This window comes from Paraburkholderia nodosa (assembly GCF_001718195.1).
Lineage (GTDB): Bacteria > Pseudomonadota > Gammaproteobacteria > Burkholderiales > Burkholderiaceae > Paraburkholderia > Paraburkholderia nodosa_A.
In genome coordinates, this window is record NZ_MCNV01000040.1 from 32,050 (window position 1) to 58,838 (window position 26,789).

28 protein-coding genes and 3 pseudogenes are annotated in these 26,789 nt (G+C 59.8%); 5 read left to right on the forward strand and 26 right to left on the reverse strand.

The genetic code is table 11. The features are described from left to right. Positions 1-3: 3 nt before the first annotated feature. From kdpB to BFD71_RS36085, 11 genes are all read right to left on the reverse strand, one after another. A complete protein-coding gene (gene kdpB, locus BFD71_RS36040; protein WP_083245678.1) occupies positions 4-2,154 on the reverse strand; it encodes a potassium-transporting ATPase subunit KdpB in 2,151 nt (716 codons plus the stop codon). Positions 2,155-2,167: 13 nt separating this feature from the next. Beyond that, complete coding sequence (gene kdpA, locus BFD71_RS36045; protein ID WP_069268978.1) at positions 2,168-3,976, reverse strand: potassium-transporting ATPase subunit KdpA; 1,809 nt, start codon at positions 3,974-3,976, stop codon at positions 2,168-2,170. Further along, positions 3,973-4,068, reverse strand: coding sequence for a potassium-transporting ATPase subunit F (locus tag BFD71_RS36050; RefSeq protein WP_069268979.1), 96 nt, complete (start codon positions 4,066-4,068; stop codon positions 3,973-3,975). Before BFD71_RS36050 ends, kdpA (BFD71_RS36045) begins: the two co-directional genes overlap by 4 nt. Positions 4,069-4,401: 333 nt before the next feature. Next, entirely contained in the window at positions 4,402-6,213 is a 1,812-nt protein-coding gene (gene kdpA, locus BFD71_RS36055) for a potassium-transporting ATPase subunit KdpA (RefSeq protein WP_141710921.1), read from the reverse strand. 340 nt (positions 6,214-6,553) lie between these two features. Next, entirely contained in the window at positions 6,554-7,192 is a 639-nt protein-coding gene (locus BFD71_RS36060; protein ID WP_069268980.1) for a GNAT family N-acetyltransferase, read from the reverse strand. A 122-nt stretch (positions 7,193-7,314) separates the two neighbouring features. After that, on the reverse strand, positions 7,315-7,509 hold the full coding sequence (locus tag BFD71_RS42495; protein WP_141710922.1) for a potassium-transporting ATPase subunit C: 195 nt from the start codon (positions 7,507-7,509) through the stop codon (positions 7,315-7,317). After that, the gene (locus BFD71_RS42500) at positions 7,457-8,173 is read right to left on the reverse strand and encodes a potassium-transporting ATPase subunit C (protein WP_256095070.1); all 717 of its coding nucleotides are present in this window, start codon (positions 8,171-8,173) and stop codon (positions 7,457-7,459) included. The genes BFD71_RS42495 and BFD71_RS42500 overlap by 53 nt, the downstream gene beginning before the upstream one ends. A gap of 99 nt (positions 8,174-8,272) precedes the next feature. Next, positions 8,273-8,638: a copper resistance CopC family protein gene (locus BFD71_RS36070; RefSeq protein ID WP_069268981.1), complete on the reverse strand. Its 366-nt coding sequence runs from the start codon at positions 8,636-8,638 to the stop codon at positions 8,273-8,275. Between the two features lie 18 nt (positions 8,639-8,656). After that, positions 8,657-9,556, reverse strand: coding sequence for a hypothetical protein (locus BFD71_RS36075; protein WP_069268982.1), 900 nt, complete (start codon positions 9,554-9,556; stop codon positions 8,657-8,659). A 129-nt stretch (positions 9,557-9,685) separates the two neighbouring features. Continuing rightward, positions 9,686-10,078, reverse strand: a complete 393-nt coding sequence (locus BFD71_RS39870) for a DUF2946 domain-containing protein (RefSeq protein WP_176733012.1) — start codon at positions 10,076-10,078, stop codon at positions 9,686-9,688. A gap of 596 nt (positions 10,079-10,674) precedes the next feature. Continuing rightward, positions 10,675-11,157, reverse strand: a complete 483-nt coding sequence (locus BFD71_RS36085) for a cache domain-containing protein (RefSeq protein WP_069268984.1) — start codon at positions 11,155-11,157, stop codon at positions 10,675-10,677. A gap of 247 nt (positions 11,158-11,404) precedes the next feature. Between BFD71_RS36085 and BFD71_RS36090 the strand changes: the two genes are divergently transcribed. Next, positions 11,405-12,397, forward strand: coding sequence for an NAD(P)H-dependent flavin oxidoreductase (locus BFD71_RS36090; RefSeq protein WP_069268985.1), 993 nt, complete (start codon positions 11,405-11,407; stop codon positions 12,395-12,397). 386 nt (positions 12,398-12,783) lie between these two features. On the opposite strand, the gene BFD71_RS36095 is transcribed toward BFD71_RS36090, so the two are convergent. Both BFD71_RS36095 and BFD71_RS41055 read right to left on the reverse strand, forming a co-directional pair. After that, positions 12,784-13,731: a Vgb family protein gene (locus tag BFD71_RS36095; RefSeq protein ID WP_256095074.1), complete on the reverse strand. Its 948-nt coding sequence runs from the start codon at positions 13,729-13,731 to the stop codon at positions 12,784-12,786. Positions 13,732-14,148: 417 nt separating this feature from the next. Continuing rightward, positions 14,149-14,319: pseudogene (locus BFD71_RS41055) on the reverse strand (helix-turn-helix domain-containing protein); the annotation flags it as partial. A gap of 444 nt (positions 14,320-14,763) precedes the next feature. On the opposite strand from BFD71_RS41055, the gene BFD71_RS36100 reads away from it, so the two are divergent. The 3 genes from BFD71_RS36100 to BFD71_RS43080 all read left to right on the forward strand — a co-directional run bounded on the left by BFD71_RS36100 (position 14,764) and on the right by BFD71_RS43080 (position 16,677). After that, the gene (locus BFD71_RS36100; protein ID WP_069268986.1) at positions 14,764-15,522 is read left to right on the forward strand and encodes an SDR family NAD(P)-dependent oxidoreductase; all 759 of its coding nucleotides are present in this window, start codon (positions 14,764-14,766) and stop codon (positions 15,520-15,522) included. Positions 15,523-15,570: 48 nt separating this feature from the next. After that, the gene (locus tag BFD71_RS41835; RefSeq protein ID WP_218108687.1) at positions 15,571-15,942 is read left to right on the forward strand and encodes an iron-containing alcohol dehydrogenase; all 372 of its coding nucleotides are present in this window, start codon (positions 15,571-15,573) and stop codon (positions 15,940-15,942) included. Positions 15,943-16,377: 435 nt separating this feature from the next. After that, positions 16,378-16,677 carry a hypothetical protein gene (locus BFD71_RS43080; protein ID WP_218108690.1) on the forward strand — a complete coding sequence of 100 codons (300 nt, stop codon included), beginning with the start codon at positions 16,378-16,380 and terminating at the stop codon, positions 16,675-16,677. A gap of 801 nt (positions 16,678-17,478) precedes the next feature. On the opposite strand, the gene BFD71_RS36110 is transcribed toward BFD71_RS43080, so the two are convergent. From BFD71_RS36110 to BFD71_RS36160, 12 genes and pseudogenes are all read right to left on the reverse strand, one after another. Beyond that, positions 17,479-17,955 (reverse strand): DUF3788 domain-containing protein, encoded by a 477-nt coding sequence (locus tag BFD71_RS36110; RefSeq protein WP_069268987.1) that lies wholly within the window; start codon positions 17,953-17,955, stop codon positions 17,479-17,481. Between the two features lie 44 nt (positions 17,956-17,999). Further along, the gene (locus tag BFD71_RS36115; RefSeq protein WP_069268988.1) at positions 18,000-18,503 is read right to left on the reverse strand and encodes a YkgB family protein; all 504 of its coding nucleotides are present in this window, start codon (positions 18,501-18,503) and stop codon (positions 18,000-18,002) included. Between the two features lie 202 nt (positions 18,504-18,705). Continuing rightward, a pseudogene (locus tag BFD71_RS36120) lies at positions 18,706-19,154 on the reverse strand (GNAT family N-acetyltransferase). 167 nt (positions 19,155-19,321) lie between these two features. Next, positions 19,322-19,792, reverse strand: coding sequence for a pyridoxamine 5'-phosphate oxidase family protein (locus BFD71_RS36125; protein ID WP_069269004.1), 471 nt, complete (start codon positions 19,790-19,792; stop codon positions 19,322-19,324). A gap of 88 nt (positions 19,793-19,880) precedes the next feature. After that, the gene (locus BFD71_RS36130) at positions 19,881-20,300 is read right to left on the reverse strand and encodes a cupin domain-containing protein (protein WP_069268990.1); all 420 of its coding nucleotides are present in this window, start codon (positions 20,298-20,300) and stop codon (positions 19,881-19,883) included. A 54-nt stretch (positions 20,301-20,354) separates the two neighbouring features. Beyond that, positions 20,355-21,050, reverse strand: coding sequence for a glutathione S-transferase C-terminal domain-containing protein (locus BFD71_RS36135; protein WP_069268991.1), 696 nt, complete (start codon positions 21,048-21,050; stop codon positions 20,355-20,357). Between the two features lie 121 nt (positions 21,051-21,171). After that, the gene (locus BFD71_RS36140) at positions 21,172-21,717 is read right to left on the reverse strand and encodes a carboxymuconolactone decarboxylase family protein (protein WP_069268992.1); all 546 of its coding nucleotides are present in this window, start codon (positions 21,715-21,717) and stop codon (positions 21,172-21,174) included. 188 nt (positions 21,718-21,905) lie between these two features. After that, entirely contained in the window at positions 21,906-22,523 is a 618-nt protein-coding gene (locus BFD71_RS36145) for a nitroreductase family protein (RefSeq protein WP_176733013.1), read from the reverse strand. A 451-nt stretch (positions 22,524-22,974) separates the two neighbouring features. Then, the gene (locus BFD71_RS36150; protein WP_069268993.1) at positions 22,975-23,931 is read right to left on the reverse strand and encodes an AraC family transcriptional regulator; all 957 of its coding nucleotides are present in this window, start codon (positions 23,929-23,931) and stop codon (positions 22,975-22,977) included. 119 nt (positions 23,932-24,050) lie between these two features. Beyond that, positions 24,051-24,761, reverse strand: coding sequence for an SDR family NAD(P)-dependent oxidoreductase (locus BFD71_RS36155; RefSeq protein ID WP_069268994.1), 711 nt, complete (start codon positions 24,759-24,761; stop codon positions 24,051-24,053). Positions 24,762-24,774: 13 nt separating this feature from the next. Then, positions 24,775-25,059, reverse strand: coding sequence for a DUF3331 domain-containing protein (locus tag BFD71_RS39880; RefSeq protein ID WP_083245680.1), 285 nt, complete (start codon positions 25,057-25,059; stop codon positions 24,775-24,777). 15 nt (positions 25,060-25,074) lie between these two features. Next, positions 25,075-25,707 (reverse strand): FMN-dependent NADH-azoreductase, encoded by a 633-nt coding sequence (locus BFD71_RS36160; RefSeq protein ID WP_069268995.1) that lies wholly within the window; start codon positions 25,705-25,707, stop codon positions 25,075-25,077. Positions 25,708-26,069: 362 nt separating this feature from the next. Here BFD71_RS36160 and BFD71_RS36165 point away from each other — a divergent pair, with 362 nt between their 5' ends. Next, entirely contained in the window at positions 26,070-26,501 is a 432-nt protein-coding gene (locus BFD71_RS36165) for a GntR family transcriptional regulator (RefSeq protein WP_083245681.1), read from the forward strand. Between the two features lie 35 nt (positions 26,502-26,536). Here BFD71_RS36165 and BFD71_RS39885 read toward each other — a convergent pair. After that, positions 26,537-26,789 (reverse strand): annotated as a pseudogene (locus tag BFD71_RS39885) (IS481 family transposase); the annotation flags it as partial.

Below are 26,789 nucleotides of genomic sequence, written 5' to 3' on the forward strand. Positions count from 1 at the left end.
GGTTCAAACCCATCCAAAAGCGGTAAGGATTACGTCAATCAGCTTGATGAACGGAAATGGCAACAGGATTCCGCCGAGACCGTAGATCAGCAGGTTCCGGCGCAAGACGGCTGCGGCGCCGAGCGCGCGATACCGGACACCCTTGAGCGCGAGCGGGATGAGCGCGACGATGATGAGCGCGTTGAAAATGACCGCCGAGAGGATGGCCGACGACGGGGACGTCAGGTGCATCACGTCCAGCACGCGCAGGTTCGGATAAGTCGATGCGAACGCCGCCGGAATGATCGCGAAATACTTCGCGACGTCGTTGGCGATCGAGAACGTCGTGAGTGAGCCGCGCGTCATGAGCATCTGCTTGCCGATCTCGACGATCTCGATCAGCTTCGTCGGGTTCGAGTCGAGGTCGACCATGTTGCCCGCTTCCTTCGCCGCCTGCGTGCCGCTGTTCATCGCCACGGCGACGTCGGCCTGTGCGAGCGCCGGCGCATCGTTGGTGCCGTCGCCCGTCATTGCGACGAGACGCCCAGCCCCCTGATGTTCGCGGATCATCTTGAGCTTGGCTTCCGGCGTCGCTTCGGCGAGGAAGTCGTCGACCCCGGCCTCGGCTGCAATGGCTGCGGCCGTGAGCCGGTTGTCACCGGTGATCATGACCGTACGGATGCCCATCTTGCGCAGTTCGGCAAAGCGCTCCTTGATGCCGCCCTTCACAATGTCCTTGAGCTCGATCACACCGAGCACCCGCGCCGGTCCGCTGCCGGTACTGCCGTGGACGCCCGGCTTCTCGGCCACAACCAGCGGCGTGCTGCCGCGTCTCGCAACATCTGTCACAGCGGTGTTGACTTCGCCAGGATAGCGGCCACCGTGGGCCTCGACATACAGCTTTACCGCATCCGACGCGCCCTTGCGGATCTCACGCTCCGGCAGGTCGACACCGCTCATCCGCGTCTGCGCCGTAAATCCCAGGAACGTGGCGTGCAACGCCCCCATGTCGCGTTCGCGGATATTGAAGCGCTGCTTTGCGAGCACGACGATGCTGCGGCCTTCCGGAGTTTCGTCGGCAAGCGACGCCAGTTGCGCTGCGTCCGCGAGGTCCTGTTCCGAGACGCCGGGAGCTGGTACAAAGGTCGACGCCTGCCGGTTTCCCAGCGTGATGGTGCCCGTCTTGTCCAGCAGCAGAACGTCGACGTCACCCGCCGCCTCCACGGCGCGCCCAGACGTGGCGATCACGTTCGCCTGCATCATCCGGCTCATGCCAGCGACGCCGATCGCGGAAAGCAGACCACCAATCGTGGTGGGAATCAGGCAAACCAGCAGGGCCACAAGTGCCGTAATGGTCACGACGTGGCCCGCCTTTGCGGCCTGGACGGAGAAAATCGAGAACGGCAGCAACGTTGCAGTGGCAAACAGCAGGATGAGTGTCAGCGCCACCAGCAGGATCGTCAGCGCGATTTCGTTCGGCGTTTTCTGACGCTTTGCCCCTTCGACCATCGCGATCATCCGGTCGAGGAATGCCTCCCCCGGATTAACCGAGACCCGCACGACGATCCAGTCCGATAGCACGCGCGTGCCGCCCGTCACTGATGAGAAATCACCGCCCGATTCGCGGATCACCGGCGCGGACTCGCCCGTAATGGCCGACTCATCTACAGACGCGACGCCCTCGATGACCTCGCCGTCAGCAGGAATCGTGTCCCCCGTCTCGACCAGCACGACGTCGCCTTTCCTCAGATCGGTGGAGGCCATGAGCGTGACGGGCGATTTCGGATGCCCGTCGTTGAGCTTTTTCGCCATCACGTTGTGCTTCGCGCTGCGCAGCGATGCTGCCTGCGCCTTGGAGCGGCCTTCGGCAAGCGCTTCCGCAAAGTTGGCGAAGAGCACGGTAAACCACAGCCATAGCGCAATGGCAAGGATGAAGCCCGCCGGCGCCTCGGCCTGACCCGCGAGCGCGGCAAACCAGAGTATCGTTGTCAGGATGCCGCCCACGTACACGCAAAACATCACGGGATTGCGCAGCTGCGTACGAGGCTGGAGCTTGATGAAGGACTCTGCGATGGCGGGCTTGACGAGCACCGGGTCGAACATCGAGCGTGCAGCCGTGCGTGCCTGGCCAAGATTCTCGGGACGATGGACAGGCGGTTGAGCGGGCGTAGTCATGCTTTCCTCGTACTCAGTGAGCGGCAACCATCGACAGATGCTCAGCAACGGGCCCAAGCGCAAGCGCTGGCACGAACGTCAGCGCGCCGATCAGGAGCACGGCCCCGAGCAGCAGCACGACGAACAGTGGACCGTGCGTGGGCAACGTCCCTTCGGTCACCCCGATGCGCTTCTTTTGGGCGAGCGAGCCCGCGACGGCGAGCACCGCGACCGCCGGAACGAACCGGCCAAACCACATGGCGATTGCCAGCAGCACGTTATAGAACGGCGTGTTGACCGAAAGCCCAGCAAACGCGCTGCCGTTGTTGTTCGTGGCCGAGGTGAACGCGTAGAGAATCTGGGAGAATCCGTGCGGGCCGGGATTGGAAATACCCGCGGTGCCCAGCGGTGACAGCACCCCGATCGACGTGCCAACGAGCACGATCATCGGCATGATGAGGACTGCGAGCGACACCATCTTCATTTCGTACGATTCGATCTTCTTGCCGACGTATTCCGGCGTGCGCCCAATCATCAACCCGGCGATGAACACCGCAAGAAGCGCAAATACCAGCATCCCGTAGAGCCCCGAGCCTACGCCGCCGTAGACGACCTCGCCCAGCTGCATCATCAGGATCGGCACGAAGCCACCCATCGGCGTGAGCGAATCGTGTGCATTGTTGACCGCCCCGCACGATGCCGACGTGGTGGCGACCGTGAAAATGCCGGAATCGGCAATGCCGAACCGCACTTCCTTGCCTTCCATGTTGCCGCCCGTCTGCAGCGCCGACCTTGTCTGGTCGACGCGCAGCGAGGTGAACAGAGGATTGCCCGCCTGCTCAGACGCGATCTCACCCCAGCATCCAATCGCAAACGCGATGGTCATGGCCGCGAGCACCGCATAACCTTGCCGGTTATCGCCGACCATCCTGCCGAAAACGACGCACAGCGCCGCGCCAATGCACAGCATGGCGATCATCTGGACGAAATTGGCCAGGGGCGTCGGGTTCTCATAGGGATGCGCGGAATTGGCATTGAAGAAGCCGCCTCCGTTGGTGCCGAGCATCTTGATCGCTTCCTGAGACGCGAGCGGCCCCATTGCAATGGTCTGCTTGTCCGCCTTCATGTCCTGCATCACGGGGTTGCCCTTTGCATCCTTGATCGGGTTGCCCTGTGCGTCGGTCTTCGGCACCTGGTAGGTCGTGACCTGCAGCGTGGGCACGTCCACGTACGCCCTGAAGTTCTGGATCGCGCCCTGACTCACGAGCACTAACGCGATGACAAACGCGATTGGCATGAGGATGTACAGCGTGGAACGCGTCAGGTCGACCCAGAAATTGCCGATCGTCTTTGTCGTGTGGCGCGCAAACCCCCGTATGAGCGCGACGGCCACAGCAATGCCGGTCGCTGCGGAAAGGAAGTTCTGGACAGCGAGCGCCGTCATCTGCGTGAGATAGCTCACCGTTGTTTCCGGCGTATAGTTCTGCCAGTTCGTGTTGGTGATGAAGCTCACTGCCGTATTGAATGCGGCGTCGGGTGTCATGGGGCCGAAGCCCTGCGGGTTCGCCGGCAGCCATTGCTGCAGGCGCAGAAAGCCATATACCGCCAACGCGCCGAGCGCATTGAACAGCAGCACCGCGAACGCGTACTGTTTCCACGACATCTCGGCATCGGGATCCACCCCAGCAAGCTGATACAGAGAATGCTCGACTGGCCGCCCGATCTTGCGCACGACGACCAACGTGCCGTCGAGCACCGAGGTCATGTAGTGGCCGAGCGGAATGGCGACAGCAGTCAGCACTACGATGAAAAGCACGACGTGAAGTACGTTGTAGGTATTCATTCGAGCTCCTCCGCGCGCAGGAGCGCGTACACGAGGTACACGAGCAGGAGTAGCGTCGCGGCGGCGGCGAGCCAGATCATCCATGTGGTCATGGCCGACCTCCCGGTGCACGTCCGTATAGCTTCTCGCAACCAACGACAAGCGCGACACTGAGTCCCAGGAAGACCACAATGCCGGCAATATAGATGAGGTCCATTTCTGCCCCCCTTGGCGGATCGGAAATGACGACGTAAGTCAGAGCCTCGTAATGGTCATGACAAGACTAGGCAGCCGCGAATAAAAAAGGTATAAATATCGAATACATGGAAGACTGCGACCATCGACACATCTGTGGCCGCAGCGTCGCCCCCCTATTGCGTAAGCTGCTTAATTCATTAGGTCCGACCGTCGTTGCGATCATGGGCGCGAACACCGGCCCTTTCCGTCTAGTGGCCAACTGCTGCGCTTAACTGCTCGACGATGGGTCCCAGCGCAAGTGCCGGTAGATACGTGAGTGAGGCAATCATGACCACGGACCCAATAAGCAGCCCGACAAAAAGCGCGCTGTGCGTCGCCAGCGTGCCCGGACCCGCTTCTCGCCGAAGTTTGCCCGCGAGCGATCCGGCAATTGCCAGCACGGGAACGATCACAGCAAAGCGGCCAAACCACATCGCAATCGCGAGCATCCAGTTGTAGTACGGCGTATTGGCCGACAGGCCTGCGAACGCGCTGCCGTTATTGTTCGCCGCAGACGAGAACGCGTAGAGAATTTCGCTGAACCCATGCGGGCCGGGGTTCGCAATCCCTGCGATCCCAGCCGGCACCAGCACGGAAACCGCGGTACCGACCAGCACCAGAATGGGCGTCGAGAGAATCACTACTGCGACCATCTTCATCTCGAACGCGTCGATCTTCTTGCCCAGGTATTCAGGCGCCCGGCCAATCATCAGCCCGGCAACGAACACAGCCAGCATTGCATAGATAACCATGCTGAAAAGTCCGGAGCCTGGGCCACCGAACACGACTTCACCCGTCTGCATCAGCACCATCGGTACGAGTCCGCCGACTGGCGTGAACGAATCGTGCATCGCGTTGACGGCGCCATCGCCGCCGCTCGTCGTCACCGTCGCATAGAGGGCAGACGTCACTACGCCGAAGCGCGTTTCCTTGCCCTCCATATTGCCGCCCGACAGATTGACCGACATGTTCGCCATGCCGGCTTGTGGCGCTGCGATGTGAGTGACGGCATGCTGCTCGGCTTGCGCCGTGATCGCGGCTGCCACGACAAACATGACAGCCATGGCCGCGAGCAGCGCCCAGCCTTGCCGACGGTCGCCGATGACCACGCCGAACGTATAGCAAAGCGCGGCCGGAATCAGCAGAATGGCCAGCATCTGCAAGAAGTTGGCCAACGGCGTTGGGTTTTCATAGGGGTGCGCAGAATTTGCGTTGAAGAAACCACCACCATCGCCGCTCAACAGCTTGATCGACTCCTGTGAGGCGACCGGGCCCATGGGTAGCAACTGCTGCTGCGAAGTCATGCTTTGCTGCACCACGTTTCCTGTGGCGTCGTGCACCGGTTGACCCTGCGCATCTAGTTTTGGCTGCTGCCATGTGATCGCCTGCAAGGTGTGCACCTCGCGGTATGTGTCGAAGTTCTGGATCACGCCTTGCGCCATGAACGCGATTGCGAACAGCACGGAGAGTGGAATCAGGACGTAGAGAGTCGAGCGCGTCAGATCGACCCACAGGTTGCCGACCGTCTGCGCGCCGTGCCTCGCGAGTCCCCGCATGAGGGCGAACATCACCGCCATGCCGCTTGCTGCTGAGAGAAAGCTTTGCACGGTAATGCCGAGCATCTGGCTCAAATAGCTCAGGGTCGTTTCGCCGGCGTAACCCTGCCAGCTCGTGTTCGTGACGAAACTCACGGCCGTATTGAAGGCCGAATCCGGACTCACGGCAGGGATCGCCTGGGGATTGAGCGGCAGCCATTGCTGCACCCTTTGCAGCGCATACAGGAAGAGCAGGCCGACGGCGTTCACCAGAAGCAGCGCAACTGCGTAGGTCTTCCAGGTCATCTCCGAGTCTGGATCGACACCGGCGACGCGATAGATCAGCCGCTCGACAGGCCGTCCGATCACTGAGAGCCATGGAGCCCTGCCTTCGGCTGCTCGCGCCATGTAAAGCCCGAGCGGCTTCACGAGTGCGATCAGTACGACCAGAAATAGACTCATCTGAAAGCCGGCACTCGCCATCATCTCGCCTCCCGCAGCCGCCGTAGTCCGCCAAGCGGGCGTTCCATCTCTATTTCAGCTCGCGAAATGTCAATTCGACGGAAAGACTGCGGCGAACCGTATAAAGATCTTGTCAATACGGCTTCAGGAGGGCGAGTTGTGCTGCGCGCTACGCCAGAGCGTCCACGCGAGATCCGGAATCAGTTCGATGCGGGAGATGAGGAGCCAGTGCCTTCGGGGTCAGCTGCCGGCAATTGGATGATTCGGCAGCACGGCGAGCCCGTGGGTCGAACGGCTGTGCAACTTGCGAAACAGGATGAACGGCAAGCGGCTGCTATCGACGGCTCGCGGTTGTCGTTTTGTTTCATGCAGCGAAGCGAACAAAACGCGCACTCGGCAGCGCGATCTGATGCGTCCATGCGGCCAGTGTCCGTGCAACGACAGGCGCCTTGCTCAGTATCGCGCTTTCGTAGACCTTTCCGGCGAATCGTATCGCATCGACAATGCGGAACCCCTGCCCGCGATAGAACGAGACCAGATGCGCTGCTGGATACGGCGTGTCGAGTGCCAGCTCTGCATAGCCGCGCGTCGCGGCCCAGTGTTCGGCGAACGCCAGCAGGGATTTTCCGATGCCGCGATTCTGCCATGAAGGCTCGATCGCCAGCTGACGGACCGTGGCCACGTCACCGCGATGGTAGTGCTCGCAGGCTGATTCGCTGTCGCGTGCGTAGAGCGTCATCGTGCCGATGACCTCCCCTTCGCTAACTACCACAAAGCAGTCGCCAGCTTGTGCTCGCCGCATCGTGACACTCACGTCCTGGTCCACGCAGGTGCAGTTCAACCCCGACATACCGAGTCGCGCAAACGCACGATGCAGCAGCGTCGTGAGCTGCTCGTACGAATCGCGCGAGGGATCAAACCGCCTCAGTACCACGCTGCCGATGCCCCGCTTGCTGCGTGCGCGGGATGCGTGTCTCGCAGTTGTTGAATGTCGCCTCGACATGAGAACTCTCCAGGATCTACCTTTCATCAAAAGTCTAGAGTTGACGTTTGTGCCCCACAAGAAAAAATGTCGTAAAGAGTGGCGTTTGCTCCCTGCGCAAGACTCTTCATCGAAGCGAACAATTACGCCGGCGAGCCAAACTTGCGACGCAGATCCAGATTCATCTGCAACACGTTCACCATCGGCTCACCCACGAGACCGGCGAGCGGCGCGTGGGCCGTATCGTGAAGCATGGCACTGATCTCGGCGCGAACCATTGCAGGATCACGCTTCGTATCCTTCGCCCACGCCGCCGCCACGCGGTCGAGCTGGAACATCGCATTCGCGAGCGTGATGTCCGGGTCCCGGCACGTTCTGCAGCGCGGCGTCCGGATGGTCCTGCCGCCACATGTCGAAGAAGGTCGATTGCACATCGCTCCCTGCGTTCACCGGCTCGATCGCACTCACGTCCTTCTCGTTGGCGTCCTTGTGCATGACGGCGGAGGGGAACGCACCCGGATTCGCCGCCGAAAACGCCGTGAAGAACGGCACCGCGAGATCGGCGGCCTTCGGCTGCGGCATGCCGGGGTTTGTGGCTATCCATCGCTTCACGTCCGCGGGATGCTGCTTCGCCCAGGCGTCCACATAGGCGCCGTGCGTGGGATCGGCATTGACCCACGCCTGCGCGAGGCTGTTATGCGCGTTGGCCCATTGCGCGACGATATGCGGCTGGCCGCCGAAGCGATCCGCCTGGAACCACGCCTCCACATCGGGCGCGACGAGCTGGCCCGCCTTCGGCCCCGCCGCATACGTTGCGATCGGCCCGATGGCGCGCGCCACGCGGTCACGCAGCGCGTAGTTCGCAGCACCGAGCCCCGACGATCCGGACGACGACGCGTCATATGAAACCGCCGATGGCCGCGGCTGGAAGTATTCGTCCTTCGTGAACGGCCGAGCGATCAGCAGCGAACCCACCGCCTTCCCGTCCGGTCCCTTGACCACGCTGCCGTTGGCCTGGAACGGAAACGCGGTCTGCCGTCGCGAACAGCACGTCCTGCACTGCGGCAAGGGCGATCTGCCCGGCGACGAGGAGCTCCATGATCACTTCACCGTGAACGTGTAGTGCCCCTGCGTGCGATGCCCGTCCGCCGCGACAGCGACCCACGCGACCGCGTAGACACCCGGCGTCTGCGGGTTCAGCGCGACCGACATGTGCTTGCTGTTCGACGGGTCGGCAACGGCCTTGCCGCTCGTGATGGCCTTGCCCTGTGCGTCCGTGACGGTGATCGAGCTGAATGCGGGCTCGAGGCCATCGTCGAAGTCGATTGCGACTTCCTTCTGCGAGCCTGGCACGGTCGAACCAGCCCCCGGCGCCTGATGGGTCGGGTAGGCGTGCGCCCGCACGAACTGACAGACGGCGATCAATAATGCGGCAACGGCGCCGCGTGCGGTCGTATGCAGTTTCATGAAAGGATTCCTCATAGGTCAGAACAGCGGCTTGCCGATCGAATTCGGGAAAATGTCGTCGAAGTAGATATGAGCTTGCACCAGGATACCCGTGTGCGTGCCGGTCGCGCGATTGACGGGAATCTGCGCTTCGACGCCGAACTGCCCGTATCGATTGATCCAGATCACGCCGGGGTTGATCGTGCCCGTTGTCTGTCCTGAGCACGCGCCAGCCGTGCAGGTGCTCATCGGGAATTCGACGACGGGAATCAGGTTGCTGAACGGCTGGGGCAGCCCGAGATCCTTCACCTGCTGTTGCAGGTACGGAATGCTGTACTGCAGCGTCAGGCCCCAGCCGAGCGAGTTCGGCCCCTGGTCCGATGACGCGGTCGTCAGATTCGGGCCGATCGTGCCGGTGATGGCGAACGGCCGCAGGTAGCCGAGCGACGCGGGCAGGTCGCCGAAGCCCTTGCCGAAGTAGACGGTCGGAGTGAAGGTCGAAAACGGATTGGCGATCGATTTGGCGCCAGTGCCGCCGAGCGTGGCAAGCAGCCCGACCGACGCCATGAACTCGTGCTGCGGGTTCGCGTAGACAAGATATTTGACGCCGAGCGTGAAATTGTCCCAGCCCTTCGCGCTGCCATCCGGCGAGTTCAGGCTCGCGTAGTTGCTCGCAACACTGAACGCGAGATTCTTCGTGATCAGCTTGTCCCACTCGTACGACACCGTGTTGACGTTCATGTCGTTGCCGTTGCTGTCGGGCGTCTTGATGTGGCCGTACTCCAGGTTGAATTCATCGCCGACGCCGGGGTCGTCGACCGCCATCGTGGCCGGAAAGACACGGTCGCCGACCACCGCGTGGGCCGACGCATCGACTGAAACCAGGCACGGCGCAAGCGCGCACAGCGCTGCGGCACCCCGTTGGAGAATGGTTCGCATGTCCAGATCCTGATCGAAATGTGGTGAAGCGCCCTCGCGCCGTGGCAGGCTGGCGCAGAGCAGGGGCGCGCCAGCGCAGCGATGCCGTTCACCGGCATCGCCACATTGGCTGGAAAACGTCTGCGAGGATCAGGATGAGGCGGGCGGAGCGCGCGGCTGGGCCGGCGTCATCACTGTGTATGGGCGGAACGCAGCGGTGACGAGGGGGACAGGAAAGAAGGGGCGCAGCGGCGCGACGCTCGATTTGACGGCCAGGCCAGGCAAGGCTGGCGAGTGAGCGAACAGTGCGCAATACGGACACGCGTCGCACAGCGACGATGAATCGGAGCCATGGTGGTGCCCGGCATGGGCATCGCACGCAAACTCGACAGCCAGTTGAGGGTGATGAGCATGATGGGCGTGATGCGCGACGCCGCCATGCACGCCGCGCAGCACCTGGGACACCGTAGGCGCGACCACGCTCAGCAGGATGGCAAGCATCCCGAGCCAGGCACCCATCTTCTGACGGCGGCGGTCGAGCATGGCGAATCTGCGAGACGGCAAAAACACGAGGGGAAAGAATGCTAACAACCGGCCTGGCGTTTCCGACAAGCGGAAACCCATAACGGCGACAGGCACGTCGCGTCAGCACAACAGGCCGCCGCCACCCACAAGCGATTCTGCCGCCGAAGCAGGCGCAAGGCTTCAGGTACCGACAGTGCCGGAACCACGATTCGTTCGACTAACTTGCGCTCGCAAATGTGGAGCCGGTACGACGCAGTTTGCAAAACTCTGCCGCCATCAGACCGAGTATCGCGCGCCGCTTTAATTGACGCATTCCTGCCAACCCCTCGATGTTCGTGGGGGCAATGCCCCTAAATAGCAGCTGTTCTGCGGCAAGATTGTGTCCTCCAGCGCGGGGAACAACGCGGCAACGTGTTGGCGGGCATGCGCTCGCCCATTTGACGTCTCGGCTTCAACGCAACAGAAAGTCCCCTTTCCGCCTGAACCCGGTCGTTCGTCTAGCAACGACGAACGTCAGTAACGGAGTCTCTGCCGACCGCGTCCTGGTTCGGCCATGCCAGAAGCAATGGCCCCCTTACTCGTGCCCGCGTTGGATCGGGTTGAACCCAAAGGGGCTACCAGGGATAGAATCCCGAACCCACCAGACCAGGAACTCCATCGATCGTCACGGCCTTCACGTAGGTCCATTTCTGCGATGGCTGGGTCTGCCCAGGTTTCGGGGACATGTAGTCGACCCATCCCGATCCACTGGTCCTAGCCGTCTGAATCATGGCGTCGTGAAACAACTTGCCATTGACATCTTTCTGACCGCTGACCTTCGTCCCCTCGCGCGCTGGGATGCCCGTATTCAACAAGACATTCGACTCAAGGTCGTATACGAACACATATGTGTCACCGTGCAACCACTCCGAGTCCTTTACTCTGAACTCGGGAAAAGCTGCCTTGCCTTTACTGTCGATCAACGCGGCGGCTTTGTTGACTAGCGCTTCGACTTGTCTCGCCTGCTCGGATGGGGGAGGAGACGACTGAGCAAATGATGCGGTGTCGGGCAAGCCCAAAAAAAGCAAGAGACCGAGCAAGAACGCTTTCATCTTCATGACATCACCTCCAGCGGTGGACATTGTGGCCGTGTGTGCGCTTCCAGAACTGACGCCGGGAATTTCTGGCTAGCCTGATTGATAGGCAGGAAAGCCGCAATACCGTGAAAGTGCGCGCCGCCCGGCATACGGGCGACCTAATCGAGCGGTACTAAAACAAATCATTTCCGGTGCGGCCCATCATGCTCCAGTATTGATGCAAAAGCTGGGGCACGGGAGCAAAGCGTCATCACTGCGGGGGACGGCGATGTTCGAGCGATACGAGCGACTGGCGAAGCAACTCGGTGTGGACCATCCGGTGCTGCTCGCACCGATGGATCTGGTGGCAGACGGCAAGCTCGCCGCGGCCGTGACGAAGGCGGGCGGATTCGGCCTCATCGGCGGAGGCTACGGCGACGAGGCGTGGTTGCGCCAGCAGTTCGCCGCCGCTTGCGGCGCGCGGGTCGGCGTCGGTTTCATCACATGGAGCCTGTCGCGGCAGCCACACCTGCTCGACGTCGCGACCGAGCATGCACCGGCCGCGATCATGTTTTCGTTCGGCGACGCGAGCGCGCACATCGGGACGACGAAGCGTGCCGGCATTCTCACCATCTGCCAGGTTCAAACGGCGGCGATGGCCCGCGAGGCTGTCGATTGCGGCGCCGATATCGTCGTCGCGCAAGGCGCCGAAGGCGGCGGTCATGGTATCGCTTGCAGCACGATCTCGCTCGTTCCGGCAGTCGTTGACGCCGTCGGCGATCGCGTGCCCGTGGTGGCGGCCGGCGGAATCGCGGATGGCCGCGGCTTCGCGGCGGCCGTCGCGCTTGGCGCGTCTGGCATCCTGATGGGCACGCGCTTTTACGCGAGCGAAGAAGCGAGCGGTGACAACGAAGCGAAGCGGCGCATCGTCGAATGCAAGGGCGGCGAGGAAACCGTGCGCGGCATCCTGTTCGACATGGCGCGCAACAACGTCTGGCCGGCACCGTACACGGGGCGCGTGTTGCGTAACGCGTTTTCGGAGAAATGGGCCGGACGCGAGCGCGAGCTGTTGCAGCAGTTGCACGTCGAGCATCCGCGCTATATGGAGGCGCGCGCCACAAGGCAGTACGACCTGGCGGCAGTGATCGCCGGCGAGTCGGCGGCGTTGATCCGCGAGGTACTGCCGGCCGGGACGATTGTCGCAAATGTCGTCAGGGAAATGGATGCGATTATCGGGTATTCGTCATACAAAGCGCGGCGAGCATCAACTGCCTCAGCTTAATCGCTGCCGGTGTGTCGCCCCGGCCACAAGGCGACGCAGACGCTCGCATCCGCAACGACCGCAATCCGCGTCGTAGCAGACATTCATGCGAGCGCATGACGGCGGAAACAGTCGAGCCGCCGGTCAGTGGCACTCACAGTGCTGCCTGTCAGCAGCTAGCGTCGCCCGCTGCGGCCCCATACGTACCGTACCCACCGATGCCATCGGCTTTTAGGCGCGGGCGCGTTGTGCGCGGGCTGCGCTTCGCGATCCCGCTGGACGGATTTGCGTACCTGTTCGTGGATCTGCCGCAGCGTCATGCCACCAGGGCCCTTCAGTTTGTCGGGATCGGAATCGGAATTGTCTGTCACTGGGGGCGCCTGGAGAGAGCAACGGTTGCAGTGGCCTCACTTGCTGCCGCCAATCGTTGCGCTGGACCGGTAGCGCAGCAGATGATCCGTGCCAGACTCCGACAGCCAGACTTCTCCCGGCCGGCCCATCATCTGGCGTACGTTCGCGTGTGGCCGCGGCAGCGCAAACGTCTCGAATCGTTCGGTTCTTGGGTCAAAGCGCACTAGCGCATTAGTGCTCCATTCGCTGAGCCAGACGATGTCTCTGTCGTCAACGAATATCGCATACGCATGCGGATCGGAGCCCGGGAGTTTCCATTCGCGCCACCGATGCGTCGCCGGGTCAAACACTCCCACCTTTCCTGCGTTCCACTCGCTGATCCAGACGCGTCCTTTTGAATCGGACCATACCCGGCGCGCTCCCTGTTCCGGTGTTGGCGGCTCGATGACCTCCGCCGCGCCGCTCACCGGATCGATGCGGCCGAGGTAGCTGCCAGCCAATGAAGCGAAGTATAAGCTGCCATCAGGGGTGACACAGATGCCATAGGCGCCCGGCCCTCGCGGCGCATCGAACACGCGCATGCTGCCGCTGCGCGGGTCAAGCTCACCATAGATTCCGCCTTGTCCGGTAAACCAAAGGTGCCCCCGTTTGTCGAAGACCGCCGTGTTCAGGTTGGCGTTCTGTCGGTCTTCAGGCAACGGGAAGCGCGCGACAGCGAGTGTCTTCGGATCGACGCGTACGATCGCGTTCAGCCCGCCGTCGGTGATCCATGCTGCTCCATCCGGACCAACGATCACGCCGTGCGGCGCCGATCCGTTGCCGAGCGGGATCCGCTCGGTCTTGCCGCTGCGCGGGTCCAACCTTCCGACTGCGCCTTGCGCCTGCGCGGTGTACCAGACGGTGCCGCCAGGCTCTGGCGCGACATCGTGCGGTGCGCTGCCGGAGGGCACCGCAAATGAGTCGAACGAAAGGGACTGAGCCTGCGCCGAACCTGGTGCCAACATCGCACCAACAAGAACCGACGCAAAATATCGGAAGAAGCGGGATGCGATAATTCCGTCCACCGTCGCGCAAACCGCTGTATTTGCGATGTGAACCACGTCCGCCTCCGTGACGGGATTTTGCTGGCACTGATGCGTGCTTATTGTGGCACTAACCGGGAGGATTCTCGGCCTCGGCGCAGACAAAGTGTGTGACAGGCATTTGTCTGCGATTGGCAGGCGGCTCGACAGGCGCGCAACGACGCATGGCGAACTGAGCAAAGGAGCAGCCACGCGCGCGGTGGCCGTCTTATGAGGGCGAGTGCATGAATTCGGCGCCATGAACGGACACTGGGCGTCGGTTCGGCGCGGACATTCGAACGGCGGCACCGGCCCAAGTAACGGACACTTGCTACCGCTTCCCAAAAAATTACCTGATGATCAGCACAACCATCCCATGCGGTTATTGCGCCAGGCGCGCGGCGTCATGCCGAAACGCCCGACGAACCAGTTCGTGAACGTCCCCTGATGCACATATCCCACAAGGCCCGACACTCGTCCGATCGGAAAGCACGAGTTGCTCATGAAGCGCACGGCGAGTTCGTACCGGACTGCTAACTCTCACTAGTCTTACGTGGTGAGCGGGCGAAGCGGCAGCGAACATACGCACGCGAAGAGTCGTCGGCCAAGATCTGCGGTAGACACTCGCTCGGCAACACAATGCCGGGTTCGCAAATCGGCGCCACGAAATATGCGTAGAGCGTTACGACGTTCATCGTTGCATCGCCGCGCATTCGGACCGGTCGGGAACGATACGCCTGACGAGGAAAAAGCCGATTATGCGAAATTCAATGGGTCTGCCTCCGTAGCATGACTCGAGCAAAACAGTCCCCGGAACTCCCGAGGCGATTCAATCGCAAATTTGCACGTCGCCAAGCATGCGTTTTATGAATGCTCGCCCACGAAAAATGTCGTGCAAGCTCCCTGCACCGTACCGAATCCTGCTCGGCTATCCTCATTCCCGGTTCGTATCTCAAACTTAAAAAGGAGACAGCAATGTTCGACCTTTCAGGAAAGGTGGCGGTCATTACGGGTGGAGCGAGCGGCATTGGGCTCGGCATCGCTCGCGGCATGGTTGCCGCTGGTGCGCGTGTTGTGCTGATTGGTCGCGATCGATGGAAGGGCCGTGCTGCAATTGAATCGCTGTCAGGCGGTAGTGCAAACGGCCATTTCATTCAAGCCGACATCACGAATCATGGTGAGTGCACTAAAGCAATCGAGCAGGCCGAGCAGCATTTCGGTTGTCTAAATATCCTTGTAAACAACGCTGGCATGAATATCCGCAAGCAAGGGCACGAGCTAGGCTCCGAGGAATGGCAACAGATTGTCGATACGAACCTGAGCGGCGCGCATTTCTGCGCTCAGGCTATTCATGGTGCGTTCACGCGCGCAGGTGGCGGCAAGATTATCAATATCGGCTCGATGCTCTCCCTGTTCGGCACGACCTACGGTTCGGCCTATGCGGCCAGCAAGGGCGGAATCGTGCAGCTCGGCAAAGCGTGGGCTGTTGAATGGGCACCTCATAACATTCAGGTCAACACGTTGCTGCCTGGCTGGATCGAAAGCGATCTGACCGCCGAGGCGAAACGGCTTTTCCCTGACCTCGAAGCGAGCATCTTGAGCCGCACGCCTCAGGGGCGCTGGGGCAAGCCCGAGGACCTTGCCGGCATTGCAGTGGCGCTCTGTTCAAGCGAATGCGACTTCATGACTGGCGCGGTCATTCCGGTAGACGGTGGATATTCGGTTCAAGGTTAGCCGATTCTTTTTGACGCCGCCATATCAAATACAAAGGAGACACCCAGCATGTCCAGCGCTTATGCCGGGCCCGGAAAATATATCCAGCGCGCGGGTGAGATCTCGCGCCTTTCACAGCACGTTGCACCGTTGGGCCGCAACGTGCTCGTTCTGATCGATCCATTTCTGTTCGAACGCTTCAGCAGTTCGCTACAGCGCGATCTCGAAGGTGCCAAGCTGTCGGTACATCTGGAGAAGCTCGGCGGCGAATGTACGCTGGCTGAAATCGCGCGCGTGGCCGCAATCGCCAGAGGCAAGGAGAGCCAGATTCTCGTGGGCGTCGGCGGGGGAAAGACAGCAGATACCATCAAGATTGCGGTATTCGAAGCCAACGCGCGGACCGTCATCGTTCCGACGATTGCCTCAACGGACGCCGTGTAGCGCTGTCGCCGCCCGCTATACGTCTGAGGGCGTATACGAGGGGTCCGCGCGGCTGCCTCGTAATCGCGATCTGGTCGTAGTGGACACCAGCATTGTGGCGAGTGCGCCAGTACGCTTTCTCGTCGCAGGAATCGGCGATGCGCTATCGACTTGGTTCGAGGCACGTTCGAACCTGGAGTCGCGAACGAACAACTACGTCGCGGGAGGGTTCCCTCCGACAGCTACTGGTATTGCCATTGCGCGAGCCTGCCACGATGTGCTGATGCGAGACGGTCTGAAGGCAAAGCAGGCGGTCGAAGCCGTCTCTGTACCACGGCAGTCGAAAACGTCATCGAAGCTAATACGCTGCTCAGCAGTATCGGCTTCGAGAACTGCGGATGCTCCGCAGCACACGGCATGCATGGTGGACTGACTGCCCTAAGCGAAACACGCGGCATGCTGCACGGCGAGAACGTCGCGTTCGGGACGCTATGCCTGCTCATGCTAGAAAATCGCCCGATCCAGGAAATCGAGGAGATGATCCGGTTCTGCGAACAGGTCGCGCTTCCTACGACACTCGCCGAACTAGGGCTGACCGGCGACCTGCGGTACTACGCGAACCGGATCGCCGAGGCATCGCTCGCTGAAGGAGAATCTACCCGCGCGTGTCCCGTCGATGTTTCCGTGGCCCTCGTGAGTGATTCGATACTCGCGGTCGACGCGACGACGACGCGGATGCGGGCGGCGAGACACTAGCGCCTGTTCACATTCTCACCTGCTGGCCAAAGGCGCACACCAGCTGCGCCTCCTCCGGCCTGCGCTTGCCGCAGTGGCTCAGCGCCTTATTTTCGTGCGCCCCCCGCGCCGCTCGCGGCAAATAGCGCTCGCATGGTACGGAGTCGCTGTGGAAAACATCAGAGTGCTGACACCCCGTTCCACAGCGCCGCTACATCCGAGTCTTTGCAACTCAATCCGGCTATCAAAGCCTAAGGCGCCCCACCACTTACCCACGAGCACTGATTTTTAGCGTATTGGCAGCTGCCGAACTCATCTCTTCGTTGGCCACGAATACGATAAGTGCATCTCCATCATTGAGCTTTCCAAGCTGTGCGCGCAGTCGCTCGTCGACGCGCTCAATGGAATCAAGAACCACGATTCTGATTTCACCACGCGTCTGGATGTCGTCAAGGTCACTCAGCCTGGTGACACCATCCCCATAGCGAATATCGACGAGAACCTCTCCGCATGGGAAGCTGTATATGCGAGTTTGGCTGTTGGCTCCGGGGTTGGAAACAAGCTTCTGGGGTATTGTAGGTATCTCAAGTTCTGGCGTATCGCCTTTCCTAATCGACGACGGGAGAAAACGCTCGCGACGGTTTAGCCCAACTCAGCCGGAGCCCAGATTTACGTGCATCTTGGTGATTTTTACGCAGGTATCCGCGTGACCTTTGCGTGCCGGTCAGCCACGGATGGCCCGCAGAAATTTATATGAGGTGCGGAGCGAAAGCGCAAACAGGCGGTGCGCAACAATGCAACCACCGCCCATGTGATACCGGGCTACGACCCGCGAAAAGGTGTAAGCGTGGGGCGTTTCATCCTCATGAGATCTGTCACCTCAACTCGGTCATCCACCGACAGGATTGGAATTGTCATCCATTTCCCGTCATGATAAGTCCGGGATTCGTCGTACTGTTTGACCAGCGGCGGACTCCAGAAGTAACGCCTTTCTTCAAACTTCTCTCGTTCGGCCCGGCCCAAGACGACCAATACGGACAACAGCCTGTATGCCGGAAACAGACTGCAAAACGCCCTGTTCTCCTTGTAGCGCAGTGCCCAACCACGCTTCTTGCCGCCATATATCCAATCCGGCGTGAAAACATTGGGGTAAAACTCGTCGATCCAGCTTCGCAGCTCGCCCCAATGTTCGAACGCCTCCGGGCCCAACCAGTCGCGGAGAGTACGCTCATCCGGATGCGAGGATTTGTCAGAAATTCTGTCGCCTATCTCAGCGCTTCGTGCGGTTTTGCTTTCCATTCTTCATCTCCTCAGCTTATCCAGATATTTAACTTTCCATCAACTCACCGCCGTGCGTCGCCGTGCGAAGTCCGGAGCGACCCCAGCAAGAGCGTCAACGATGCAGCCAGCAGGACGAGGTCTTTAAGCAGGAACTGGCCGGGCAACGCCGAAATCGCAGGAAAGCCACCTGCAGTCGCTTCGGCGACGCCAGGGGTGCTCAACATGAAGGTAAGCGTGATCAGATAGGTAGCGGCCGACATCGCAGCGCCCAACGCAGAGAAAAAGGGCTGAATCGATCCGATAATTAGAGCGACTGCGGTCGACAGCTCTAGCAAACCAATCACATCACTTGCCCCTTGAACACCGAACGCAGAATTCAACCAGCCCATGATAGGACTATTCACGATAAACGGCGATATTCCAGTCGCTTCATAGTGGGTGAATTTCATTGCTCCGAACCACAGAAAGATTATGACAAGCGCCCACCTCAGCAACAAAAGACCAGTTCGAGACCCAACGCTCCGTTCTGCGATTTGAAAGCGAAACTGACTTGCACGAATGCTCATTTTGATTTCCCGATTCAGTATGTTGAAGGGTTTTTTACCGATTCACAGCTTTACTTTTCCGATAGCGGCTCCGGGACTAACTTCGACCGAAATAGTCCCGGAAACGTTAGACACACTGGAGATCCGACCCGACGCCACCCCTTATTTCCATCCAGCTCGCGACGCCTCGCTAGTCTCCAGGCAAAGGTTGGACAAGTGAGTTTCACTTGAACACCTTCCGGTACTGTATAAAGCCAGAGCGCTCTCCCACGGCGTCGTAGAGGAGCCTGCCTGGGTAGTTCGTTTCGTGAGTCAGCCAGTGCACCCGAGGAGCTTTTCGACGTTTCGCCGCCGCGTACACATGTTCGATCAGTGCGCGACCAATGCCACGCCCACGTGCGTCAGGTCCGACAAACAGGTCCTGCAGATAGCAGTAGTCGGCAGATGTCCAGGTCGACCTTTGGTAGACCGTGTGCGCGAAGCCGCAAGGGTGACCGCATGTCATGGCGAGCACCGCGTGCATCGGTTCGTTGGGGTCGAGGAAGCGCTCCCAGGTGTTGCGCGTCACAGCATGCGGGATATCAACCTTGTAAAACTGCTGATAGCCTTCCCAAAGTGGCAGCCACATATCGAATCACTATTCTCGATGGCTTTGATCTCAACTGATTGCATAGAGTTCTCCCGAAGTCCTATGGCAGTAAAGCGATGAAGCGCAACTGTGACCAAACCACAGCATCAAGCAATGCGATCAACCACAATTAACTTTAGTCTCACGGGCAATTTCTTTCCTCCGGTCGCGAAGGCGTGATTCGATCGAACCGCAGGTTGACATTTAAAGTCTATTCCCCGGTTAAGCGCATACCGTACTTCCGACGGTACGTACTCTGTATCTCATCTTGACTGCGAGGCGGCTCGGCGAAGATGTGCGCAGGGGAGAGTAATGAAGACATCGAAGTAACATCAATCCTGACAACGTGTTCGACAGGATATTCAGGCCCGTTGCTTATACGAACCCAGTCCGCGATCGTTGAGTATTCGTCACCGTCAGGCGGCAAAATGAACGCCTTTCCTCTGAACCGGTAACCACGCCTCAGGAACACGTCGACTACGTTGATCTCGACGGCGGCGTTGGCATTCAAATTCCTCAACGTCCCGGGCGACGCGATATCGGCGAAGTAGAGCTTGCCATTCCTGACCGTTAAGGAGGCCTTCGGCGAAAGATTCGGCGTCCCATCCTCATTGACCGTCGCGACGAACGACAGTATTGCCCCTTTTATGATCGCTTCGGCGTCTGCGGTAATTTCGATCATGGATTCACTCGTCTGAAAGGACTTCCTGCGCATTCAAGAAAAACTCTCCAGTGCTTCGCAGGATTCGTGTTTGTCGGAAAAATTCCCGCTATCTGAGCGGCGTGGTCAGCGCTTTGTCGTCCGTGTCGAGGACAAACACGGCAAGCAATTTCGCGGGTTGAGTTTTGCTCGCGTTTCGGCTGATTGAATGTATAGCGCCGGGCGGTTCTGACCAGCTCTCACCCGCTCGATAGATGCGGGTTGGGCCGTCATTCACCTTGGACTCGACAGCGCCCTCGATCACGTACGCGTAAATGAATGCGGATTTCGCGTGGGTGTGAGGAACAGATGCCGCGCCGGGCGCGTACGTAACTTCCAGTACAATCAGCGATTTGCCGGGGACGTTGGGGATCGCTGCGTCGAAATTCTTCGTGACGGTTTGTCCGTCACCGTCGTGAGCTTCCGCGGAATCGGCGGCCATCGCAGCTAGTGCAACGAAGCTGGCAATGATGATGTTCCGTATCTTCATGGTCTTTTCCTTCTGCGTGTCAGCGAGGCTATGCGGCTAACTGCCCGGCCTGATTCAGGCTGATGGCATCTCGAGGCCGCGCTGCACAGCAGGGCGTGCGAGACCGCGATCGAACCAACGCTGGACATGAGTGAAGCGATCGAAGCCGACAAGGTCGCGCGCCTCGTAAAAGCCAATCAAGTTACGAACCCACCCGAGCAGAGAAATGTCGGCAATACTGAAGTCATCGCCCATCACCCAGTTGCGTCCGGCAAGCCGAGTGTCGAGCACGCCGAGCAAACGCGCGGCTTCCGACGCATAGCGGTCGCGCGGGCGCTTGTCTTCGTAGGCTTTTCCGGCGAATTTGTTGAAAAAGCCGACCTGTCCAAACATGGGACCGACACCACCCATCTGCCACATCAGCCACTGGATCGTCTCAAAGCGAAGCGCTGGGTCCGTGGACAAGAGCTGCCCCGTCTTGTCGGCAAGATAGAGCAGGATCGCACCTGATTCGAACAATGCGATCGGGCGATTCCCGGGACCGTCTGGATCGAAGATCGCCGGAATCTTGCCGTTCGGGTTGAGAGAAACGAAAGCAGGTTCCTGGTTTTCGTTCGCCAGGATGTCGATACGATGGGCCTCGTACGCCAGGCCCGTCTCCTCCAGCATGATGCTGACCTTCACGCCGTTGGGAGTCGGCAGTGAAAAGAGCTGGAGCCGGTCGGGCTGTTGCGCTGGCCAGCGCGTGAAGACTGGATGCTGAAGGGTCATCTTTTTCCTTGATCGGGGACGGCCAGCCATTTAACGAAACTGGCTGACCGTCCCCGCGAATGGTGCCCCCAAGAACGTCGCTCTCGGGGTTACCAACGTCATGGGCGTCGCAGTCTCGAGCTCAGATCGAACCGGCCGGCGTGACAGCGGGGAAATCCATGTCCGGATCGAACACATTATTGAAGAAATTCGTCAGGGAATACATGGCCACCAGTGCGACGATTTCCATCACGTTTGCATCCGTGTAGCCCGCTTCGCGAACTGCGTTCAGGTCGGCGTCGCCCACCTTCCCACGGGTTTCGATGACCTTGCGCGCGAACTGGACAGCCGCATCGCGCTTCGGATCGGCGGCGTGGCCTTTGCGCGCGAGGATGATTTCTTCCGCCGGAAGTTTCGCCAGATGCTCAGCGGTGAAAGTGTGGACCGTCAGGCAGTAGTTGCAACCGTTCACTTCGGAGACTGCCAGGCCGATGCTGTCGCGCGTCTTCACATCCAGCGCCTTGCTCAGGGAGCCGAGCAGGTAGGCCCAGGCGTTGAACGCGATCGGGCTTTGCGCGAACGCAGCCATCATGTTCGGCGTGAAGCCGATGTTCTTGGCGAAGCCGTCGAGCGTTGCCTTTGATTCGGCGGGTACTTGTTCCGGCGTAAGAATGGTGGTACGGGTCATGATAGGATCTCTGATTAATTCGTACTACTTATTAAGAACGGTTCATTTTTGAACCCTTCTCTCGGATTGCTTCGTGCCCGGGCGCGGGTCGAAGCCGTTCAGGACTTCAGTTGAGCGTCATCTTGCCTACGACTACCCTTTTCGCGGCTGGCTGGTCCTTGTACGTAGTGAACACTCCAGCAACCCGCTTAGACGAGGTCGAGAACTTCGTCCACGGGACGGCGCGGCTTTTGCGCCCAGTTGCCTTGACGCTCGGCACCGACAGCGAGCAGAAGCGCGGGCACTTCGTCATCGGCCAAGCCGAATTCGCGATGAACCGCCTCAGCGTCGAAGCCGATCATCGGCGTGGACCCCATACCCAGCGAGCGGGCAGCGTAGATCATTGCCGACGCGCCGAATGTTGCCGTGCGTACGGCTTCGTCGCGACGACGCTGCGGATATTCCATGTACAGTTCGCGGGCCGGGGCCTCCCACTCCGACACCATCGTCGCCGGCATCACGCCTGCTTCGACCAGCGGAGCCAGGCGATCCGGAATCACGCTGGTGTCGACCAGCTGTCCGCAGATGATGAAGGTGACTGCCGCGTCAGCGACAGCCGGCTGGCTCCAGGCAAGCGGAAAGAGCTTGGCCTTCGCTGCGGGCGTGCGCACCGCAATGAAGCGCCAGTTCTGCAGATGAAAGGACGTCGGTGCGCTGGTGGAGATCCGCACCAGCTCGCGGATCTGGTCGTCGCTCAACTTCGCCGACGGGTCGTAATACTTCGTGGCGCTACGGCTGACGATACAGTCGATGACTGCGTTGGTCATGGTCGTCCCGCTGTTCAGGGTGGTTTCGCTGCTCATGATGATTCCTTTGGGTGGAGGGACCTGCTGGGTACAGAAGCGCCTCTTACGAGATTGCGCGGCAAAAAATCACTTTCGTGTGCAGATTGCGGATCACCGTCGCCGCTTTCACCGTGACGTCGCAGTCTCTACTGCGTGTCTGCCGTCAAGTGGTGAGGTGTTTCAACTTTAAGGCCCCACGAGGGCTTTTTCGAGAGCGAAAATGCTCAATAAAGTGTCCAAAAGGATCAAACTCCACAAGGGCTCATCGGTTCGCTCGATCTTGCGACGCCGCAGCGTTCATCGCGCCGACGCGATTGAAGTCCCTTGTCCAGATTGCATCGAAGGACCCACGGACGAAGAGCGGCCGCTCCGCGTCGACCTCGCCGGATCGTGTCCGATGTTGGTTAGAACCGGGAGCGACAAACTTCGGGGTCTATCGCCCCTGACGTGCGAGACGACGCCATTCACCTGGTGTCATGCCCATCCTCTCTGTGAACAAACGCCGGAATGAAGATACAGATTGGTAGCCAACTGATTCGGCTACGGCCTCTGTGGTCATCGTCGGCTTCTTCAACTCGTTTGCAGCGTGGCTCATACGGATGTCGGTTAGCAAATCAACCGCTGAGCATCCGAGCGTTTCCTGGAAATGCCGCATGAACGTGGCGCGGGACATGTTGCACAAGGCGGCCAGCTCGGGCAGGTTCCAGGCGCGCGCGGGATCGGAGAACATCGCCGAAATCGCGGGCGCCAACCGTGGGTGGCCAGCCAGCGCCAACAAGCCTGTTGGGGCCTGCTCGGATTTACTTGCCTCGCGCAGCACGATGGTGAAGAGCGCCGAACTGAGCGAATTAAGGACGGCGTAGCCGCCCACTTTTTCTCCTGTAGACTCATCACGCATGAGCCTCACAAAATTGGCGAGAGGATTTGAGACGGACTCGACACCCGACTCATCGTCGGTACTAGAAGTGCGCACCACCAGATTTGTCGGAAGATAATTGCGAATCAGTCGGTCATGCGGCGGTTCAATAAAAAAACGACCGCATAACATATCGAGATGCTCGCCAACGCCGTCATTCTCGCTAAAGGTCCACCCAGCGAGACCCTGACGCTCGCGAGTAGGTCCGGGCTGAATTCCACTCCCGTCGTGCAGGATGTGCGCCGAGCCGTGGGGTAACAAGACGATATCTCCAGCGACCAGTTCCTTTGCCATCCCCGTCTCGGGATCCTCGATGACTGCCTTGCCCCTGAGCACCACGTGGTAGGGGATTTCGTGGGTTGCCGCTTGATCCCACTCGACCCGCCACGGTGCTCCGTAGGCGCAGCGGACTTCAGGCCGGCCAGTGACGGTGATCAATTGCAGCAGGTGACTTAACCAGTCGAGGTGAGACATAGAATTCCGTAAGGGCTCAGCATGGCGAAATCAGGTGACGGCAAAAACTCACACATTTTTAGTGCCCGAAAATCTTAACGAGGGGAGATTCTCGTTCCTCGCCGTCTGCAGTACCGAATCTATCGGCCAGCACTCATCCCGCCGTCGACATGCAGCACCTCTCCCGTGACGAACGACGCTGAATCAAGAAACACAATCGCGTCGGCGATATCGCTCACCTCGCCCATGAATCCGAGTGGAACCAGCGCGGCGAGATCGTCATGGACTTCTGGCTTGTGCATAGTCGACCTGATCAAACCTGGCGCCACCGCATTCACCCGGATTCCCGTGCTTGCATACTCAATGGCAAGCGACTTCGTTGCGGCGTTGAGACCGCCCTTCGTCAATGCCGCTAGTGACGAAGAAACTCCGCTGTACGCGATGTCGGCGACGCTCGCAGTGACGCTCACTACGTGGCCGCGAGAATGCTTCTGCATCTCCGCAATCGCCAGTTGCGTGATGTGAAAGAATCCCGCCATGTTCACATTCATCACCGCTGCGTAGTCCGCCGCGCTATGTTCTGTGAAAGGCTTGCCGATATATATGCCGGCGTTGTTCACAAGCGTGTCGATCCGTCCAAATCGGGCGACCCCTTCGGCGATGACTTGCTGCGCCACAGCAGGATCACCAATGTCGCCAGCTATCGTCAGAACGTCTTTGTCGACAGAGGGCTCTATCGAGCGGGAGGTCGCGACGACGGCGTGGTCGAGCTTGCGGAACGCCTGAACGATGGCGGCGCCAATTCCCTGCGACGCTCCGGTAACCACCACAACCTTTCGCAATGCGCTCATGATCCAGTGCCCCCTAACATGATGGTTCTTCAGAAAAACAACCTACTGCGGAAGCCAGAATCACCGTATGGCGATTGACTGGTTTATGCGTGCGACTCACACGAGGGCGAAATATCGGGTCGCCACGGTGTATGGCCTTACCGGACAGCGCGCAGACCGCGTCCGCAGGTGCCGATCCAATACTCCAGATCTGGCTCTCGTAACGTCCCATGCAGGGATCACTCCAGCGGACGCTAATCGTCGTCGACGACAGTTTCTCCACAACGGAGACTTGCGAAGGCGTCGGCAGATTTGGCATGAGATATCCGCACGCTCAAACGTGGCTGCACGCGAGAGTGGTCAAAAGCGGCTCAATCGTCGCTATCAGAGAAGCCCGAAGTTGCGCGGATTGATCCTCATCGAGAAATGCAGTCGCCTGCAGCGGCAAATAGTGGATGGTGGTGAAGCCAATGCAAGCCAGTACGGCAGAAAGATAAGGCGTGAGGAAATCCGGCTGGTTGGCGCGTTCGCCAGTAAACACGCCACCGGAGGCAATGCCGACGAATACCGGACGGTCCCGAAGCATTCCAACCTTGCCGGCGGGCGTCGACTGCATCGTGCGTCCGACGCGGATAAGCTGATCGATCCACGCTTTCAGGACGGACGGAACCGTCAGGTTATTCATCGGAGTACCGATGACGATCACATCGGAATCCTCGACCTCCTGAATGAGGTCCTCGGCGAAAAGTACAGCGCCAGCGGTCCTTCCTGCAGCAGCCAACGTCGCAGGCGTCGAGAGTACGTCGGCGTAGGCGGCTCCGAGATGAGGTATCGGCTCCAGCCCAAGGTCCCGGCGGCGAACCTCCACGCCCGGCAAGAGCGTTTGAATCTTTTCGACGATTCCCGCCGAGAGTTTTCGGCTATGCGATCCCAGTCTAGGGCTGCAGTCGATGTGCAGAATATTCATACAATTTTCTCCAGCAGATTTTGCAGCAGCTTTGGTCGCGCGGTTGCTTGACCAGCAGACGAAATCGGGCGCGTGAAACATCGGGCACCGAGATCGAAGTGCATCTTAAATGCCTGGTTAACGAAGGCTTTGTGCAGGCTGTTTCCATCTGTGCAACACTCTGCGCCCTTGCGACTCCAGCACGGCATGAAAATGCCCCGCTCGCAGCTTCGACCGAATACAGAGAGAAAATCGGGTGCATGCTGCAAGAGCCACATTCCGTATTGACTTCGCGTTTGTAGCACTATTGGTAGGGCAGATTCTGTACTATTCACGGTGCATAAAACAGTACCAAGATTGTGATTTTCGTGTGTACCAAGACTATGGCTTCAGACTTGCAGATACAGCTCGACCGGACAGCGAAACGGCCCCTCACAGAGCAGATTTTTGAGAGCATCAGCAGAGCAATAGAGTCTGGGCTGCTCGAATCCGGTACACGGCTGCCATCATGGAAAGACCTTGCGTCGCAGCTCGGGGTCGCGCGCGGGACCGTTAAGGCTGCCTATGAGCTTTTGAATGATTCACAGATGATAGAAACGTTTGGAGCTGGGGGAACGCGGGTCGCTCCGCGGCTTCGCGTCGCCACTGCTCAACGAAAGGCGGCGCGGCTCAGTTCGTTTATGAAATCATATGAGGAGATGAAGGCCGGGCCAGCGATTTTCCAGCTCGGTATTCCCGCGTTTGAAGGACTGCCGGAAAAGCTTTTTTCGCGGGCTCGCTCTTCCAACCTGTGTATGGACCGGAGACATGGGTAACAGGTGTGCGGGGACATGGGTAACACATGATCCGCTCATTCGGGATGGTCCAGGTTGATGGTTCCGAAATGATGATGCAGGAAAAACAGGTCATAGCGGTTGCCGCTTCCTGCGCTGGGGCGCACCGCAACCGGCAGCTTGTGCAGCGCATTTGAAACCTTGAAACACCGGCACCGGAAACGGAGTTCTCCATTCCACCCCACGCGTACCACCGTGTCGTCGCTGCGATATTCGATCGGCGGCAGTGTCTCCGGATACCGGTGCGCACTGGGCCGGTAACGGGTGATC